Origin of the sequence: Caldimonas sp. KR1-144 (assembly GCF_049446155.1) — a bacterium.
Lineage (GTDB): Bacteria > Pseudomonadota > Gammaproteobacteria > Burkholderiales > Burkholderiaceae_C > Rivibacter.
In genome coordinates this window covers 60,567-77,246 of the sequence record NZ_JBMSEE010000012.1, presented here as the reverse complement: position 1 = coordinate 77,246, position 16,680 = coordinate 60,567, and the positions used below count along the sequence as shown (strand labels likewise).

Genomic DNA, 16,680 nt, shown 5'->3' with positions numbered 1-16,680 from the left:
CAAGCCGCGCCATTGCAGGGCCGGAACTCCACAAGCCAAGCGGAATGCGGCTTGGCGCCCGACTGTGCTGTCATTTCGCGGAAATATTCGCGCAAGGCCTTGAAATACAACAACTTTTTTCTGCTCACGGATTGAGCAATCTGTGCCCGAGCGTGGAAATTCGGGCTCTGCCGCCGCGGCGCCAAGGGTTGCCCACAAAGTTATCCACACGAACGGTGGATGGCGGCTTGCGGGCTGCGGCGCCGCGACGACAGATGCCGTCGCGAAGGCTTTCAGACGATGGCCCGCGAGGCACTGCACGCGATAATCCGCGCCGTTTCGCTTGCCCCGCACGCAGGAGACTGCCCTTTGCTGACGATCATACAAGCGGCCGGTTGGCCGATCTGGCCCCTGATCCTCTGCTCGATCGTGGCCTTGGCCCTGGTGATCGAACGCTTCGTCAGCCTGCGCACGATCAAGATCGCGCCGCCGCGCCTGCTCGACGAGGTATTGACCGTCAGCCGCAACAGCCTGCCTTCGCCCGACGTGGTCGGCAAGCTCGCCAAGAGCTCGGTGCTCGGCCAGGTGCTGGCCAGCGGCGTGCAGGCGGTGATGACCGAGCCGCGCATCGGCGAGCCGGCGCTGCGCACGGTGTTCGAGTCGACCGGCCGCGCCGCCGTGCATCGCCTCGAGCGTTATCTCAACACGCTGGGCACGATCGCCGCGGCCGCGCCCCTGCTGGGCCTGCTGGGCACCGTGATCGGCATGATCGAGATCTTCGGCTCGCAGTCGCCCACCGGCGGCAACCCCGAGCAACTGGCGCACGGCATCTCGATCGCGCTGTACAACACGGCGTTCGGCCTGATCATCGCGATCCCGGCGCTGATGTTCTATCGCTACTTCCGCGGCCGCGTCGACGAGTACGCGATCGAGTTCGAGCAGGCCGCCGAGCGGCTCGTGCCGCACCTGCTGCGCTTCTCGCTGCTGCGCACGCAGCCCAACGCGACCGTCAAGGCGCCGGAGTGAGCGCGATGCAGCAGCGCTCGACGATGAACTTCCGCCACCGGCGCACCGAAGATCCGGAGATCAACCTGATCCCGTTCATCGACGTGCTGCTGGTGATCCTGATCTTCCTGATGCTGACGACGACCTACTCGCGCTACACCGAGCTCAAGGTCAACCTTCCGGTCGCCGACGCCGAGAAGGCGCGCGACCACCCCAAGGAGATCGTCGTCGCCGTCAGCGCCGATGGTCGCTACATGGTCAACCGCCAGGCGGTGGCCGGACGCGGCGTCGACGAGCTCGCGCAGGCGATGGCGATCGCCGCCGAGGGCCAGGGCGAGCGCATGGTGATCATCACCGCCGACGCTGCCGCTGCGCACCAGAGCGTGATCAACGTGATGGACGCCGCACGCCGCGCCGGGCTGTCGCAGCTGACTTTCGCGACGCAGAGTTCGCGCGCCAACGGCGCCGAGGCGCGCTGAGCGCGCGGGGCCCGGTGCCCACCGCGCGCGCCTGGCTGGAAGCGGCGCTGCAGCGCACATGGGCGCGGCGCGGCCCGCCGGCGCTCGCGCTGCTGCCGCTGTCATGGCTTTACGGATGGCTTGCGGCGCGTCGGCGCGCCGCCTTTGCCGACGGGCGTCGGCCGGTGGCGCGGCTCGACGTGCCGGTGATCGTGGTCGGCAACCGCATCGCCGGCGGCGCCGGCAAGACGCCCACGGTGCTGGCGGTCGTCGCGCATCTGCGCGCGCGCGGCTGGCGAGCCGGCGTGATCTCGCGCGGCCACGGTGGACGCGGCGATGCTGCGCGCCTGGTTACGCCCGCCAGCGATGCGGCCGAGGTCGGCGACGAGCCGCTGCTGATCCGCCTGCGATCGGGCGCGCCGGTCGCGGTCGGGCGCGACCGCGTCGCGGCGGCGCATGCGCTGCGGGCGGCGCATCCCGAGGTCGACATCATCGTCAGCGACGATGGCGGGCAGCACCTCGCGCTCGGTCGCGACGTGGAGCTGTGGGTGTGGGATGCGCGCGGTGCCGGCAACGGCTGGCTGCTGCCGGCCGGCCCGCTGCGCGAGCCGATCGACGCCGCGCCGCGCTCACCGGCGCAGCTGGTGCTCTACAACGCCGAGCGTGCCTCGACACCGCTGCCCGGCTTTCTGGCGCGGCGCCGGCTGAGGGGCCTGGTCGCATTGGCGGCCTGGTGGCAGGCCGGTCAAGCGGACGCGAGCGCGCTGGTGGCGCTGGCGGACCCGGCCGCCGCCGCTCGCCAGGTCTGGGCGCTCGCCGGCATCGCGCGGCCGCAGGGCTTCTTCGAGCTACTTTCCGCGCATGGGTTGCGGTTCACGCCGATGCCCCTGCCCGACCATGCGACTTTCGACGTGTTGCCATGGCCTGCGACCGTGACCGATCTGCTCGTCACCGAGAAGGACGCGGTCAAGCTGCGCCCCGAGCGCATCGCGCGCGAACGGCCCGCGACGCGCGTGTGGGTTGCGCCACTAGACTACGCACCCGATCCCGCCTTGTGGGTCGCGCTCGACGCCGCGATCGGCGCGCCGCCCGGCCGACTCCCCTGAATGCCATGGACACCCGCTTGATGGAACTGCTCGTCTGCCCGATCTGCAAAGGGCCGCTGACGCACGAGCGCGAAACGCACGAACTGGTCTGTGCCGCCGACCGGCTGGCCTTCCCGATCCGCGACGGCATCCCGGTGATGCTCGAGGGCGAGGCGCGCTCGACCGACGACAGCTCGGCGCCCGCAGCCTGAGTCGCGCATGAGCTTCACCATCCTGATCCCGGCGCGCCTGGCATCGACTCGGCTGCCGATGAAGCCGCTGGCCGACATCGCCGGCAAGCCGATGGTGGTGCACGTCGCCGAACGGGCGGCGCGCAGCGGCGCGCGCGAGGTCGTGGTCGCCGCCGACGATGCGCGCACGGTCGAGGCCTGCACCACGCACGGCGTGCGCGCGGTGCTCACGCGCGTCGACCACGCCACCGGCAGCGACCGCCTCGCCGAGGCCTGCGACCTGCTGGGCCTGGCCGACGAGGCGCTGGTGGTCAACGTGCAAGGCGACGAACCGCTGATCGAGCCGGCGCTGATCGACGCCTGCGCGGCACTGCTGGCAACACACAGTGAATGCGTCATGTCGACCGCCGCGCACGCGATCGACAGCGTCGCCGAGTTCACGAACCCGAACGTGGTCAAGGTCGTTTGTGACGCGGCCGGCCGCGCGCTCATGTTCTCGCGCGCGCCGGTCCCTTGGTGGCGCGACGCCAACGCGAACGGCATCGATCGCCTGCCCAGCCCACCGCCGCTGCGCCACGTCGGGCTGTATGCCTATCGCGCCGGCTTCCTGCGTCGCTACCCCACGCTGCCGCCGAGCCCGATCGAAGCGATCGAGTCGCTCGAGCAGCTGCGCGTGCTGTGGCACGGCGAGCGCATCGCCGTGCACGTGAGCGCGGCCCGTCCGGGCCCCGGCGTCGATACGCCCGAAGACCTCGCGCGCGTGCGCTCGCTGTTCGCGCGCTAAGCCCGGCGGCGCGCCGCTGTCTCGCTCTGGCGCAGGGTTTCACCCGGCCCGCGCGAGTCAGTCTGGCGAAAGGGTGCGTGATATCCTGCACTCAACACCGGGCCCAGCGCGCGAACGGTCGCCGAACAGGCGAATTCCCTGCGCGGACGCCGCGCACGACGCGCGTCGCCTCAAGCACAAGAACTCCGAGGATTCCGATGAGACTGATCCTGTTGGGCGCGCCCGGCGCCGGCAAGGGCACGCAGGCCGCCTTTCTGTGCCAGAAGTTCGGCATTCCCCAGATCTCCACCGGCGACATGCTGCGCGCTGCGGTGAAGGCCGGCACTCCGCTGGGCGTTGCGGCCAAGAAGGTCATGGACGCCGGCGGGCTGGTGAGCGACGACATCATCATCGGCCTGGTCAAGGAACGCATCACGCAGCCCGACTGCGCCAACGGCTTCCTGTTCGACGGCTTTCCGCGCACGATCCCGCAGGCGGAGGCCATGAAGACCGCCGGCGTCAAGATCGACTACGTGCTCGAGATCGACGTCCCCGACGAGGCCATCATCGAGCGCATGAGCGGGCGCCGCGTGCATGTCGCCTCCGGCCGCACGTACCACGTCAAGTTCAACCCGCCCAAGACGCCCGGCAAGGACGATGCGACGGGCGAGGAGCTCATCCAGCGCGACGACGACAAGGAAGAAACGGTCAAGAAGCGCCTCGACGTCTACCAGCAGCAAACCCGCCCGCTGGTCGACTACTACGCCGCCTGGGCCGCGACCGGCGACGCGCAGGCACCCAAGTACCGCAAGATCCCGGGCCTCGGTTCGGTCGACGACATCACCGCGCGCGCGCTAGCTGCGCTGGCCTGAGCCGCGTCGCGTCGTTCATCCTATCGGGGCCGCCTTCGCGCGGCCCTTTTCCCGCCCTCGAATTGACGTTAACGTCAACGTCAAGCCGATCCACGACACAGGAGCAGACATCATGGACATCGCAGGCAAGGTCTTCATCGTCACCGGCGGCGCCTCGGGCCTGGGCGAAGGCACGGCGCGCATGCTCGCGCGCGAAGGCGGCAAGGTCGTCATCGCCGACCTGCAGGCCGACAAGGGCGAGGCAGTCGCCAAGGAGCTGGGCGGCGCCTTCGTGAAGTGCGACGTTTCCAGCGAAGCCGACGGCCAGGCCGTCGTCGCCAAGGCCGTGAGCCTCGGCAAGCTGATGGGGCTGGTGAACTGCGCCGGCATCGCTCCCGCGGTCAAGACCGTCGGCAAGGACGGCGCGCATCCGCTGGCGGTCTACACCAAGACCATCATGGTCAACCTCGTCGGCAGCTTCAACATGATCCGTCTGGCCGCCGAAGCGATGTGCAAGAACGAGCCCGAGGCCACCGGCGAGCGCGGCGTGATGATCTCGACCGCGTCGGTCGCGGCCTATGACGGCCAGATCGGCCAGGCCGCCTACGCGGCCAGCAAGGGCGGCGTGGTCGGCATGACACTGCCGATCGCTCGCGACCTGGCGCGCAACGGCATCCGCAACATGACGATCGCCCCGGGCATCTTCGGTACGCCCATGCTGTTCGGCATGCCGCAGGAGGTGCAGGACGCGCTGGCCGCCAGCGTTCCCTTCCCCAGCCGCCTCGGCACCGCCGAGGACTACGCGAAGCTCGTGCACCAGATCGTCACCAACGAGATGCTGAACGGCGAGGTGATCCGCCTCGATGGCGCGATCCGGCTCGCACCACGCTGAACCGCCACGGGCGGCTGCCCATCTAGAAGCTTGAAGCGGCTGCCCAAATAGATACCCCTCCCGACCGGACTGGTGGGGAGGGGCAGGTGGTGTCACCACCGCGGTGCTCCGGAGAGATGAGGTCCGGGGCGCCTGGCGCGCAGAGACTGCGCCTTTTGGGTTTGCCTGATGACAGGCTCATGAACCTTAGGCGACGCAAATGACGCCCGCCAGCAGGCACTGCCAATGAACCCGGCCCCGGCGATTGATAGGCGGTTCAGCCACGCTGGAGCGCCTGAAACAGGCTCTCGACCCGCGCCTCGACCTCGGCATCCATCGTGATCGGGCGTCCCCACTCCCTCGCTGTCTCGCCCGGCCACTTGTTCGTGGCGTCCAGGCCCATCTTGCCGCCCAGGCCCGAAATCGGCGAAGCGAAGTCCAGGTAGTCGATCGGCGTCTGCTCGACCAGGGTCGTGTCGCGCGCCGGGTCCATGCGGGTCGTGATCGCCCAGACCACTTCTTTCCAGTCGCGGACGTCGACGTCGTCGTCGGTCACGACGATGAACTTCGTGTACATGAACTGGCGCAGAAAGCTCCACAGCCCGAACATCAACCGCTTGGCGTGGCCCGGATAGGCCTTGCGCATGCTGATCACGGCCATGCGGTAGCTGCACCCCTCCGGCGGGAGATAGAAGTCGACGATCTCCGGAAACTGCTTCTGGAGGATCGGCACGAAGACCTCGTTGAGCGCCACCCCCAGCACTGCCGGCTCGTCGGGCGGCTTGCCGGTGTAAGTGGAGTGGTAGATCGCGTCGCGCCGATGGGTCAGGCGATCGATCTCGAACACCGGAAACCAGTCCTGCTCGTTGTAATAGCCGGTGTGGTCGCCGAACGGCCCTTCGAGGGCGTGCAGGTAGCCGCCGCGCTCCTTGAGCGGCACGCCATGCTCGCTCATGCCGTTGAAACCCGGCTCGGCAACCGGGATGTGCCCCTCGAGCACCAGTTCCGCGCGCGCCGGCACTTGCAGCTTCAGATCGCCCTCGCCGACACGGGTGTCGACCAGCTCGGTCCGCCCGCCGCGCAGCAAGCCGGCAAACTGGTACTCGCTCAGTGAGTCCGGCACCGGCGTCACCGCGCCGAGAATGGTCGCCGGATCCGCCCCGAAGGCGACGGCGATCGGGAACGGCTGGCCAGGGTGAGCCAAGGCGAAGTCGCGGAAATCCAGCGCCCCGCCCCGGTGGGCCAGCCACCGCATGATCACCTGGCGCGGCCCGATCACCTGCTGACGGTAAATGCCCAGGTTCTGGCGCCGGCGCGGCTGCACGACGCTTTGCGGACCGCGCGTGACGACTAAGCCCCAGGTCAGCAGCGGCCCGGCGTCGCCGGGCCAGCACCACTGGACGGGCCAGTCGGCCAGATCCACATCGCCACCCTCGCGCACGATCTCCTGGCACGGGCCCGAGCGCACCGTCGCCGGCTTCATGTCCCATAAGGCCTTGGCCATCTGCATCAGGCGACCCGCGTCGCGCAAGCCGCGCGGCGGCTCGGGCTCCTTCAGCGACGCCAACAGCTGGCCGACCTCCCGCAGCTGCGAGACCGAATCCGCGCCCATGCCCAGCGCCACCCGGCGAGGCGTGCCGAACAGGTTGGCCAGCACCGGGAATTTGTAACTCTGGCCCCCTTGGATCGGGCACTCCAACAGCAGCGCCGGGCCTTCCGCGCGAAGCACCCGGTTGGCGAGCGCTGTCATCTCGAGCCGCGTCGATACAGGTTCGCGGATCCGTCGCAGCTCGCCGAGCCCTTCCAGGCCGTGCAAAAAGTCGCGAAGGTCAGCGTACTTCATAATTTTTGATAATTAAACGCCGACCCTTTAGGGTTGACACGTTATTTTCACGATTCCTAGACTGCGCGCCGTTTCCCTCACCAAGGGATTACCCGCGCCATTTGAATGGCGTGACGCTGCCCATCGAAGCTTCGCGGGCGCACGGCCTCTGGCCAGATTTGTAACCGCGAAGGATTATCGCTGCGGGGTGGGCGTCGACGACGGCATGTCCGTTGCCACGCTCGCACCGCCACGAGAAGAAAGGACAACCATGACAGCGTTGGCCACAGCACAGGACGCGCTGGCCCGTACGGCGCGCCGCATCGGACGGCCGATCGCCGTGTTCGCCAAGGACGCCGCGCAAGGTCTGCTTGAGGTCTGCCACAACTCGCTCGCCCTGGTGGGCCTGGCGGTCGTGGGCATTTGCCTGTTCCTGGCCGGGCGCGCCGACCTGCGCCATCAGCTGGAAGAGCGCGCGCTCGGCTGGCTGCAGTCGCGCCAGGAAGCGCGCGTCGATGCCGACCCGAACCTGATGGTCGCCCTGGCCGAACCCGGCGCGATCCAGCGCGCGACGGCCGCCGACGTCAAGGAGCTCACCCGCCAGCAGGCCGCCGTCGCCAACTGGCTGTCGCGGCGCTACCGCGTGGCGGTCGAGCCGGTCGGCCGCCTCGTCAAGGAAGCCTGGGACGTGGGTCAGCGCACCCAACTGGACCCGACGCTGATCCTCGCGATCATGGCCATCGAGTCCGGCTTCAACCCGTTTGCGCAGAGCCCCGTCGGAGCCCAGGGGCTGATGCAAGTGATGACGCGGGTGCACGACGACAAGTACGAGACCTTCGGCGGCAGCCATGCGGCGTTCGATCCGGTGACCAATCTGCGCGTCGGCGTGCAGGTGCTGCGCGAGTGCATCTCGCGCGCCGGCTCGCTGGAAGGCGGCCTGAAGTACTACGTCGGCGCCGCGAACATGGTCGATGACGGCGGCTACGCCGGCAAGGTGCTGGCCGAGCAGGCGCACCTGCGCCAGGTGGTGGCCGGTCGATCGGTCTCGCCGCTGGCGCCCCTGGTGGTCAGCGTGCCGGTCGCATCGCCCGGCACGCCGCCGGCGCCGGCTGCCGAGGCCACCGAAGCGAAGCACGCGCCGTCGGATGACGGTCGGCAAGTCGCCCTGCTGCGCTGAGCGCCGGGCCGGCTCCGCTACACTCGCTCCCGCAGCGCGACTGGCGATACGGCCGGCTCTCCGAGACCGGCCCGACGTGGAGACCCACGGGGGAGCGCTGCCGGGTCGCGCCACCGCCTGGTGAGCCGCGATCGCGCTTCCAGCCGTTCGCCTGGGCAGCCCTTTGACCCAGCCTCGTCGCTGGATCCGCGGGTCTTCACATCGAAGCGGACTGCCACCCCACCATGTTTGATCGCACCACCTCCACGGTCGCCAACGTCGACCCCGAGATCTGGGCCGCCATCCAGGCCGAGAACCGTCGCCAGGAAGAGCACATCGAGCTGATCGCGTCGGAGAACTACGCGTCGCCGGCCGTGATGGCCGCGCAAGGCTCGCAGCTCACCAACAAGTACGCCGAAGGCTACCCCGGCAAGCGCTACTACGGCGGCTGCGAGCATGTCGACGTGGTCGAGCAGCTCGCCATCGACCGCCTCAAGGCCCTGTTCGGCGCCGAGCACGCCAACGTGCAGGCCAACTCCGGCTCGCAGGCCAACCAGGCCGTGTTCTTCGGCCTCCTGCAGCCCGGCGACACGATCATGGGCATGAGCCTGGCCGAAGGCGGCCACCTCACGCACGGCATGCCGCTGAACATGAGCGGCAAGTGGTTCAAGGTCGTGAGCTACGGCCTGAACGAGCGCGAGGAGATCGACTACGACGCGATGGAGCGCCTGGCCCACGAGCACAAGCCCAAGCTCATCATCGCGGGGGCTTCGGCGTATGCGCTGCGCATCGACTTCGAGCGCTTTGCCAAGGTGGCCAAGGCGGTCGGCGCCTACTTTATGGTCGACATGGCGCACTATGCCGGCCTGATCGCCGGGGGCGTGTACCCGAACCCCGTGCCCCATGCCGACGTGGTGACCTCCACCACGCACAAGAGCCTGCGCGGCCCGCGCGGCGGCATCATCCTAATGAAGGACCATGTCGCCAAGCCGATCAACAGCGCGATCTTCCCCGGCATCCAGGGCGGCCCGCTGATGCACGTGATCGCCGCCAAGGCGGTCGCCTTCCAGGAGGCGTTGCAGCCGGCCTTCAAGGCCTACCAGCAGCAGGTGGTCAAGAACGCCGCCGCGATGGCCGAAACGCTGACCCAGCGCGGCCTGCGCATCGTCAGCGGCCGCACCGAAAGCCACGTGATGCTGGTCGACCTGCGCCCGAAGGGCCTGACCGGCAAGGAAGCCGAAGCAGTGCTGGGCCTCGCCCACATCACCTGCAACAAGAACGGCATCCCCAACGACCCGCAAAAGCCGATGGTCACCTCCGGCATCCGCCTGGGCAGCCCGGCGATGACGACCCGCGGCTTCAAGGAAGCGCAGGCCGTGCAGACGGCGCACCTGGTGGCCGACGTGCTCGACAAGCCGCACGACGAGGCCGCGATCGCCGCCGTGCGCGCCAAGGTGGCCGCGCTGACGAGCGAGTTCCCTGTCTACCGCTGAAGCATCGGGCCAGCGGCACCTCAGCCGGCCCCTGCCCTGACATGCGCTGCCCCTTCTGCGGCCACGCCGACACCCAGGTCGCCGAGACCCGGGAATCCGACGAAGGCGACGTGATCCGTCGCCGTCGCCGTTGCCCGTCGTGCGACAAGCGCTTCACCACTTATGAGCGCGCCGAACTGAGCATGCCCGCGGTCGTGAAGAAGGACGGCAGCCGCAGCGAGTTCGACCGCCGCAAGATCCGCGCATCGATGGCCCTGGCGCTGCGCAAGCGCCCGGTGAGCATGGATCAGGTGGACGCGGCGCTCGCGCGCATCGAGGAAAAGCTGCTGGCAAGCGCGGCCAACGAAGTGGCCTCGAGCAAGATCGGCGAGATGGTCATGCGCGAGCTGAAGAAGCTCGACAAGGTGGCCTATGTGCGCTTTGCCTCGGTGTATCGAAGCTTCGAGGGGGTGGATGAGTTCAGTCGGTTGATCAAGGAGATCTGATAGGGGGCGGCTCACCTCCCCCAAAGGGGCGCACCTGCCGGAGGGACGTGCAAACGGTCGCACATTCTTAGATTGCAGGGCATCGACAACGCCAGGGAGGCATCGATGTTCAAGCAACAAAAAGGCGCTCAATCCAGTCTTCGCGCCTACGCGCAGCGCGGCGTCACCTTGATCGAGGCATGTGCCTGCCTCGCCATCATCGCCATTCTTGTGGGGTCCGCCACGCCGTCGTTCATCGATATGCTCACGCTGCGCAAGCTGGAGGGGCGCTCAGCCGAACTGACAACGGACCTTCAGTGGCTGCGAACTGAAGCGCTGGCACGTAATGCTTCATTGCGGATCGAAGTGCTCAGCGATGCTGACGGAGCCTGTTACATCGTTCACGACGGTGACGCGAACGCCTGCACCTGCAATGGCGAGGGTCCGGCCAAGTGCACCCCAGGAGTCACGGCGGCCAAGAGCGTTCAACTACCCGCCGCCGAGAGAATCACGCTGAGGTCCAACGTACGATCGATGGTCTATGACCCCCGATTCGGCACCACGTCACCTGGCGGAGGATTCGAACTGGCGGACTCTCAGGGCAGGACCGTTCGGCACGTCGTCAACATCATGGGTCGAGTTCGTACTTGCACGCCGAGCGGGAACGTGGCTGGACTAAAGCCGTGCTAAAGGTCACGCTCGGCATCGGGGCGTAGGACAAGCGGCGTGCATCAGCAACTCAGCGGAACGCACGAAGCTTGTCCTTGTTGCTGCCGCTTCCGACAATCCAGGCATGCCAGCACGCGCCCTCCTGTCCTGCCGATCCACCCACAGCCGTGGTCGCGGGTTCACCCTGATCGAACTCATGATCACGGTTGCTGTCGTCGCCGTTCTGGCGATGGTGGCCTATCCGTCATTCATGGATCAGGTGCGCAAGAGCCGACGTAGTGAGGCGATCTCGGCCTTGGCGCAGATTCAGCAGGCGCAAGAGCGATTCAGAGCGAATGACACGTCATACACGACGGCACTCACGACGGCATGGCCGAGCGGCCTTGGCATCAGTTCGCCGACGTCGAGTGGCTACTACACACTCGCCATCTCCAGCGCCAGCTCGGTTGGCTATGTTGCGACAGCCACCGCCGCAGGTAGCCAGGCGTCGGACAGCAAATGCACGTCGCTGACCATCACGGTTTCCGGAGGGTCGACCCAGTACACATCGACCGGCAGCGCATCGGCCAACACCTGCTGGAACCGATGATGGCCAAGCCTCGCGCATTGATTCGCCGCGGATTCACGATGATCGAGCTGTTGATCGTCGTGGCGATCATCGCGATCGTGCTGGCGCTGGCCGCTCCGTCGTTCCGCGACTTCATGGCCAAGAAGCGCGTCGAAGGTGTTCAGTCCGAGTTGGCCACTGATCTGCAGTACGCACGCAGCGAGGCCGTGGCGCGCAATGCCAAGGTCCGCATCACGTTCGGCACAGGCTGCTATGTGATCACGGCTCAGCCTGACGGAAGTTCGCCAAGCTCAGCCTGCTCGCAGACGACCGACCCGACACTCGGCACCGGCGCGACGAACGTCAAGCAGGTTCAGCTTCAGTCAGGAGCCGGGGTCAGTTTCAGCCCGGTCAGTTCGCTGTCTTGGATCGAATTCGATCCGGTCCGTGGAATTGCTTCCTTCAGCACCGGCGCAGCCAGCGGCGCGATCACGGTGACCAGCAGTGTCGGTTCGTGGCAATTGCGATCGAACGTGACCTTGGTCGGCAGCATGACGGTCTGCTATCCGATCGGATCGACCGCCATTTCGGGATACACGCAATGCGCATCCTGAGCTTCACTCGTCGCTCACAGCCCAATCGACAACGCGGCCTGTCGGTCGTCGAGTTGATGGTCGGATTGGCAGTCGGCCTGTTCGTCGTCGGAGGCGTGCTGAGCCTTTTTGTCAACTATCTCGGCAGCAACCGCCGGCTGATTCTCGAGACGCGCGTCAATCAGGACCTTCGCGCTGCCGCGGACCTGATCGTGCGCGACCTGCGTCGGGCCGGCTACTGGCAGAACGCCAGCAACAGCATCTGGAACTCCACTACATCGTCGTTCAATACGAACAGTTATCGTGCGATAACCGTCGGTACCGCGAATGGCTACAGCAGCATCACGTTCGGCTACGCCAAGGACAACAATGACACGCTGGATACGGCGGAGAACCGAGGATTCCAAATCGGTGCCAACGGATCGCTCCAGACGTTGCAGGGCGGAAGCTGGCAGTCGGTTACCGACCCGCAGATGCTGTCGATCCAGATGACCGTCAACTTGCCCGTCGAAAGCACCATCGATCTCTGGAACGGCTGTCCATGTCTGAACGACGGTAGTTGCGTCGATACCGACTTCGCAAGTGGTGGCACCCATTACGCGACGCGACCCCGAGCGGTCATTTCCGATTACACGATCACCCTGCAAGGCATTTCGGCGACCGACCCTTCTGTCAAACGCTCCATCACCGAGCGCGTTCGCATCCGCAACGATAAGCCCGAAGGGACCTGCCCATGAGGCGCAACTCGATTTCGCGTCTGCCCGCGGGGCACTTAGCGGCACGCAGATCGTCTCAGCGCGGCGTGACGGCATTGGTCGTCTCGCTGTTCATTCTGTTCGGCATCACGCTCGTGGCCTTCTTCGGCAATCGAAGCCTGATCTTCGAACAGCGATCGTCGGCCAACCAATACCGATCGACGCGCGCGTTCGAGATGGCCGAGGCCGGCATGGAATGGGCTGTCGCGCGGCTCAACGAGGATCTCAAGATTTCCGCGTCGGGGGCATGCACTACTCCAGATACCACGAAGAAGTTCGCCGACATCTACGTGCCGATCGACACCGTCAACGAACAGTTCACGCCCAGCAGCACGCTATGGCCGGGATGCAGCATCTCGAGCACCGGAGCAGTCACCTGCAGTTGCCCCACGACTGCCAGCGCGAACCCGACGTTCGGAGCGTCGACGGAACCCAGATTCCGAATCATGTTTGAAACGGTCTCGTCGGATCCCTGGTCCGTGCGGATCACGTCCTACGGTTGTACGAACGAGGGCGCCCCCTGCAATAGCGGATCCACGGCCACCCCTGATGGCGCGGCCGTCGTGAGCGCCATCTTCAAGATGAAGCCGACGATCGCCAATGCGCCAGGCGCTGGGCTGGTGACGGGTGCCGCAACGACAGTCAACACCGGCAACATCAACGTCGTCAATCTCGACCCGAAAAGCAATGGTGTGACGATCGATGCTGGCGGAGCGGTAACGCTGACCGCTTCGTCGAACGTCACGACCCTACCAGGTACGCCATCGAAGTCCTCCGTCCTCGAAAACGACACCGCGCTCAGCACACTGACAAATGCCGACACCAACGGCGACGCCTTCTTCAAGTCGTTCTTCGGCATGACGATGGACGAGTACCAGCGCAACTCGAAGACCTGGCTGATCACCAGCGGCTCGTGCGGCACGAACACGCGCTGCACGTCTTGCGGTGGTGACACTGCCTGCGGCCAGGCAGTTTCCACTGCGTACAACAACGGCGCCCGCCAGTTCTGGGCCGATACCGATGTGACCTGGAACTCGTCCAACCTGCCGTCAATTGGAACCTTGGGCGCGGCTACGGGCGGCGACCCGATCGTCTTCGCCAGTTCGGGACAAATGACTTTGCGGTCCAACATTACCGCCTACGGACTCTTCTACGCCGCCACGGCTACCGCCACCGACAACTGGGACGCTACCGGCTTCGGCACCGCGAAGGTTTTCGGGGCTTTTATTTCGCGCGGTGACTTCGTCAAGGGTTCGGGGACTCTGGACTTGATCTACGACCCGAACCTGTTCGGCGAAGGCGACACTCGCGGCACGATGGTCCGGGTTCCTGGAACATGGCGCGACTCGGCCAGCGATTACACGACTTCGAACTGATTGCCCTGCATGCAGCTCAAGCAAAGGATGGCGACATGAACGGCCTGATGAAGCGGGGGATGCGCAAAGGCAGCCGCGGTTTCACGCTAGTCGAGGCTCTGGTCGCGCTGCTGGTGCTGTCGTTCGGCATGCTGGCAATCGCCGGCTTTCAACTGGCACTGACGCGCGGCGCGGATGTCGCCAAGCAGCGGGCGGAGGCCGTGCGCCTCGCTCAAGCCAAGCTGGAAGAGTTGCGCTCGTTTGGGTCCCTCAGTACCACTACCGGCATGGTGGACTATACGGAGGATCTCGTCAGTTCGACTTCGCCGGAAACGTTCACTGACTCCACCACCTACGAAACGAACACCACATTTCGACGTTCCTGGACGGTCACCCGTTCGGACGGCACGACGGCGGCAGCATCCACCGACGTGCAGAAATGGATCGCCGTCACCGTGGAGTGGGCCGACCGCTCGGCTACAAGTTCCACCGACTACAACCAAAGTGTGACCCTGCGTTCGGTTATCGCGCGCTCCGATCCGGTCGACATGAAGCTGTGGACGACCAATGCAGGGTCGACCACGAACCGGACACCGAAGAACCGTAACATCGACATCCCCTATCCGGCCACCGACTTCGGCGACGGCACGAGCGGCTTCATGCCTGGCGGCGCATCCAATGTCTACTTCGTCTTCGACAACACCACCGGCGAGGTGACGCACCGCTGCACGGGCACATCCGTCGTTTCGGTCTCGTCGAACAGCGGCGGCTGCACGGCCTTGACGGCCTATTTGCTCAGCGGTTACATCTTCTATCGCGACAAGAGCAGCTCGCCGTCGTCTGGGGACCTGACCCTATCCGTCAGCAACAGCAACAACGACCTGCAAGACGTCAAGGCGTTGGCCGCGACGAACGGTGTGACGATCGAGTTCACCAGTCCGACGACGGGGGCAAGTCGTGAGTGCTATTTCGAGCAGCAGATGTCGCGCTCGTCGGATAACGCGATCGTTGCCTACAACGCATCAACGACGCACAACTACGCGTTCACGACCTATGTGTGCGTGATAACGCCGGTGGTCGTAACTTCAGGACAACCTGCACGCTGGTTCGGTCAGTTTCTGATCACGCCTAACGGTTGGTCGCTCGGAACGGCCAGCGGAACGTTCAGGCTATGCCGATTCAGCGGTGACTATGACGATGACGACGAGATCACTAACGCTGAGCATCCTCTGGTCTACCGCGACGTCACCGGCACGCTGGACAACCAGAACTACGTCGTCATTCGTGGCAACCAGACCTGCCCGAGTGACACCGAGGCAGAGCCACTGACCGGCAAGTACGTCAACAACAACACCTTCAGCCACCAAACCGAACTTCCTTCCGGCACAACGGCGCAGCACGGTGGAGCGTTCTCGATCCAGGCCAACCAGTGGGACGCTGCAAAGGACGAGAGTACGGACACGACCGCGGTTCTGAAGATGTAGCAGTTGGATTGCACATCGTGTTGCCCAGGGCGCATTGGCTTGCCGAAGGATCGATCGGCGTTTCCGAGCCCAATCCCCGCGTCGGCTGCGTGCTCACGGGTTCCGACGGCCGAACGCTTGGTGAAGGGCGCACCGATGCGGCAGGCGGTCCGCACGCGGAGGTGGTCGCCCTTCGCACCGCCGGCCACGACCTCCACGGCGCCACCGCCTACGTCACCCTCGAGCCCTGCTCCCACCACGGCCGCACGCCACCCTGCTGTGACGCGCTGATCGCTGCCGGCATTGCCAGAGTCGTCGTCGCGATCGAAGACCCGAACCCGCTCGTCGCCGGCCAAGGCATCGCGCGCCTGCGTGCCGCCGGCATCGAGGTTGAAGTCGTCGACGGCGAATGGGGGCGCGCTTCGCGCGAGCTCAACATCGGTTTCTTCTCGCGCATGATCCGCAAGCGCCCCTGGGTGCGCATGAAGATCGCGGCCTCGCTCGACGGCCGTACGGCGCTCGAGAACGGGACCAGCCAGTGGATCACCGGCGAAGCCGCGCGCATCGACGGCCATGCGTGGCGCAAGCGCGCCGGGGCGATCCTCACGGGCATCGGCACGGTGCTTGAAGACGACCCCAGGCTCGACGTGCGCCTGGTCGACACCGAGGTTCAGCCCTGGCGCGTCGTCATCGATTCGCGGCTGGAGCTTGCGCCGGTCGCGCGCATCGTGCAGCCGCCGGGGCGCGTGCTCGTCTATTGCTCACTCGACCTCACGCAGGCAGAAGCCGCCGCGCGCGCCAAGGCGTTGTCGGATGCTGGCGTCACCGTGCGCAGCCTGCCCGGCGCGCTGGGCAAGGTCGATCTCGCCGCCGTGCTCGACGACCTGGCCGCCAACTTCGAGATTAACGAGCTGCACGTCGAGGCCGGCCACAAGCTCAATGGCTCGCTGATGCGCGAGTGCCTGGTCGACGAGTTCCTCGTCTACCTTGCGCCGACGATGATCGGCCTCGGCCGCGAGATGGCCCGCTTCGGCCCGCTGGAGCAGTTGAGCCAGGCGCTCGCGCTGCGCTACGAGAGCGTCGAACGCGTCGGCGATGACCTGCGCATCGTCGCCCGCCCGCCCGGCCGGGCCGACTTCTGAGCGCCGAGGTCTTCTGCC

General features: G+C 66.4%; 18 protein-coding genes. 17 read left to right on the top strand and 1 reads right to left on the bottom strand.

Annotated elements, in window-relative coordinates; translation table 11 throughout:
- Positions 1–348 precede the first annotated feature (348 nt).
- From ACO2TI_RS22460 to ACO2TI_RS22430, 7 genes are all read left to right on the top strand, one after another.
- Entirely contained in the window at positions 349–1,005 is a 657-nt protein-coding gene (locus ACO2TI_RS22460) for a MotA/TolQ/ExbB proton channel family protein (RefSeq protein ID WP_423287665.1), read from the top strand.
- 23 nt (positions 1,006–1,028) lie between these two features.
- Positions 1,029–1,463: an ExbD/TolR family protein gene (locus ACO2TI_RS22455; RefSeq protein ID WP_423287802.1), complete on the top strand. Its 435-nt coding sequence runs from the start codon at positions 1,029–1,031 to the stop codon at positions 1,461–1,463.
- Between the two features lie 14 nt (positions 1,464–1,477).
- Positions 1,478–2,548 carry a tetraacyldisaccharide 4'-kinase gene (lpxK, locus tag ACO2TI_RS22450; RefSeq protein WP_423287663.1) on the top strand — a complete coding sequence of 357 codons (1,071 nt, stop codon included), beginning with the start codon at positions 1,478–1,480 and terminating at the stop codon, positions 2,546–2,548.
- Between the two features lie 5 nt (positions 2,549–2,553).
- Complete coding sequence (locus ACO2TI_RS22445; protein WP_423287661.1) at positions 2,554–2,739, top strand: Trm112 family protein; 186 nt, start codon at positions 2,554–2,556, stop codon at positions 2,737–2,739.
- 7 nt (positions 2,740–2,746) lie between these two features.
- On the top strand, positions 2,747–3,502 hold the full coding sequence (gene kdsB / locus ACO2TI_RS22440; protein WP_423287659.1) for a 3-deoxy-manno-octulosonate cytidylyltransferase: 756 nt from the start codon (positions 2,747–2,749) through the stop codon (positions 3,500–3,502).
- A 197-nt stretch (positions 3,503–3,699) separates the two neighbouring features.
- Positions 3,700–4,353, top strand: a complete 654-nt coding sequence (gene adk, locus ACO2TI_RS22435) for an adenylate kinase (protein ID WP_423287657.1) — start codon at positions 3,700–3,702, stop codon at positions 4,351–4,353.
- 112 nt (positions 4,354–4,465) lie between these two features.
- Positions 4,466–5,224: a 3-hydroxyacyl-CoA dehydrogenase gene (locus ACO2TI_RS22430; protein WP_423287655.1), complete on the top strand. Its 759-nt coding sequence runs from the start codon at positions 4,466–4,468 to the stop codon at positions 5,222–5,224.
- A 256-nt stretch (positions 5,225–5,480) separates the two neighbouring features.
- On the opposite strand, the gene ACO2TI_RS22425 is transcribed toward ACO2TI_RS22430, so the two are convergent.
- A complete protein-coding gene (locus ACO2TI_RS22425; protein WP_423287653.1) occupies positions 5,481–7,046 on the bottom strand; it encodes a UbiD family decarboxylase domain-containing protein in 1,566 nt (521 codons plus the stop codon).
- Positions 7,047–7,296: 250 nt separating this feature from the next.
- Here ACO2TI_RS22425 and ACO2TI_RS22420 point away from each other — a divergent pair, with 250 nt between their 5' ends.
- From ACO2TI_RS22420 to ribD, 10 genes are all read left to right on the top strand, one after another.
- Entirely contained in the window at positions 7,297–8,202 is a 906-nt protein-coding gene (locus ACO2TI_RS22420; RefSeq protein WP_423287651.1) for a transglycosylase SLT domain-containing protein, read from the top strand.
- A gap of 224 nt (positions 8,203–8,426) precedes the next feature.
- Positions 8,427–9,674, top strand: coding sequence for a serine hydroxymethyltransferase (gene glyA, locus ACO2TI_RS22415; protein ID WP_423287649.1), 1,248 nt, complete (start codon positions 8,427–8,429; stop codon positions 9,672–9,674).
- A 41-nt stretch (positions 9,675–9,715) separates the two neighbouring features.
- Entirely contained in the window at positions 9,716–10,159 is a 444-nt protein-coding gene (gene nrdR / locus ACO2TI_RS22410; RefSeq protein WP_423287647.1) for a transcriptional regulator NrdR, read from the top strand.
- A 105-nt stretch (positions 10,160–10,264) separates the two neighbouring features.
- On the top strand, positions 10,265–10,828 hold the full coding sequence (locus tag ACO2TI_RS22405) for a GspH/FimT family pseudopilin (RefSeq protein WP_423287645.1): 564 nt from the start codon (positions 10,265–10,267) through the stop codon (positions 10,826–10,828).
- Positions 10,829–10,931: 103 nt separating this feature from the next.
- On the top strand, positions 10,932–11,396 hold the full coding sequence (locus tag ACO2TI_RS22400; protein ID WP_423287643.1) for a type IV pilin protein: 465 nt from the start codon (positions 10,932–10,934) through the stop codon (positions 11,394–11,396).
- Positions 11,393–11,968 (top strand): GspH/FimT family pseudopilin, encoded by a 576-nt coding sequence (locus ACO2TI_RS22395; RefSeq protein WP_423287641.1) that lies wholly within the window; start codon positions 11,393–11,395, stop codon positions 11,966–11,968. Before ACO2TI_RS22400 ends, ACO2TI_RS22395 begins: the two co-directional genes overlap by 4 nt.
- Positions 11,956–12,684, top strand: coding sequence for a PilW family protein (locus ACO2TI_RS22390; protein WP_423287639.1), 729 nt, complete (start codon positions 11,956–11,958; stop codon positions 12,682–12,684). Before ACO2TI_RS22395 ends, ACO2TI_RS22390 begins: the two co-directional genes overlap by 13 nt.
- Positions 12,681–14,078: a pilus assembly PilX family protein gene (locus tag ACO2TI_RS22385; protein ID WP_423287637.1), complete on the top strand. Its 1,398-nt coding sequence runs from the start codon at positions 12,681–12,683 to the stop codon at positions 14,076–14,078. The genes ACO2TI_RS22390 and ACO2TI_RS22385 overlap by 4 nt, the downstream gene beginning before the upstream one ends.
- A gap of 35 nt (positions 14,079–14,113) precedes the next feature.
- Positions 14,114–15,541, top strand: a complete 1,428-nt coding sequence (locus ACO2TI_RS22380) for a type IV pilus modification PilV family protein (protein ID WP_423287635.1) — start codon at positions 14,114–14,116, stop codon at positions 15,539–15,541.
- An 8-nt stretch (positions 15,542–15,549) separates the two neighbouring features.
- Positions 15,550–16,662 (top strand): bifunctional diaminohydroxyphosphoribosylaminopyrimidine deaminase/5-amino-6-(5-phosphoribosylamino)uracil reductase RibD, encoded by a 1,113-nt coding sequence (gene ribD / locus ACO2TI_RS22375; RefSeq protein WP_423287633.1) that lies wholly within the window; start codon positions 15,550–15,552, stop codon positions 16,660–16,662.
- Positions 16,663–16,680 lie beyond the last annotated feature (18 nt).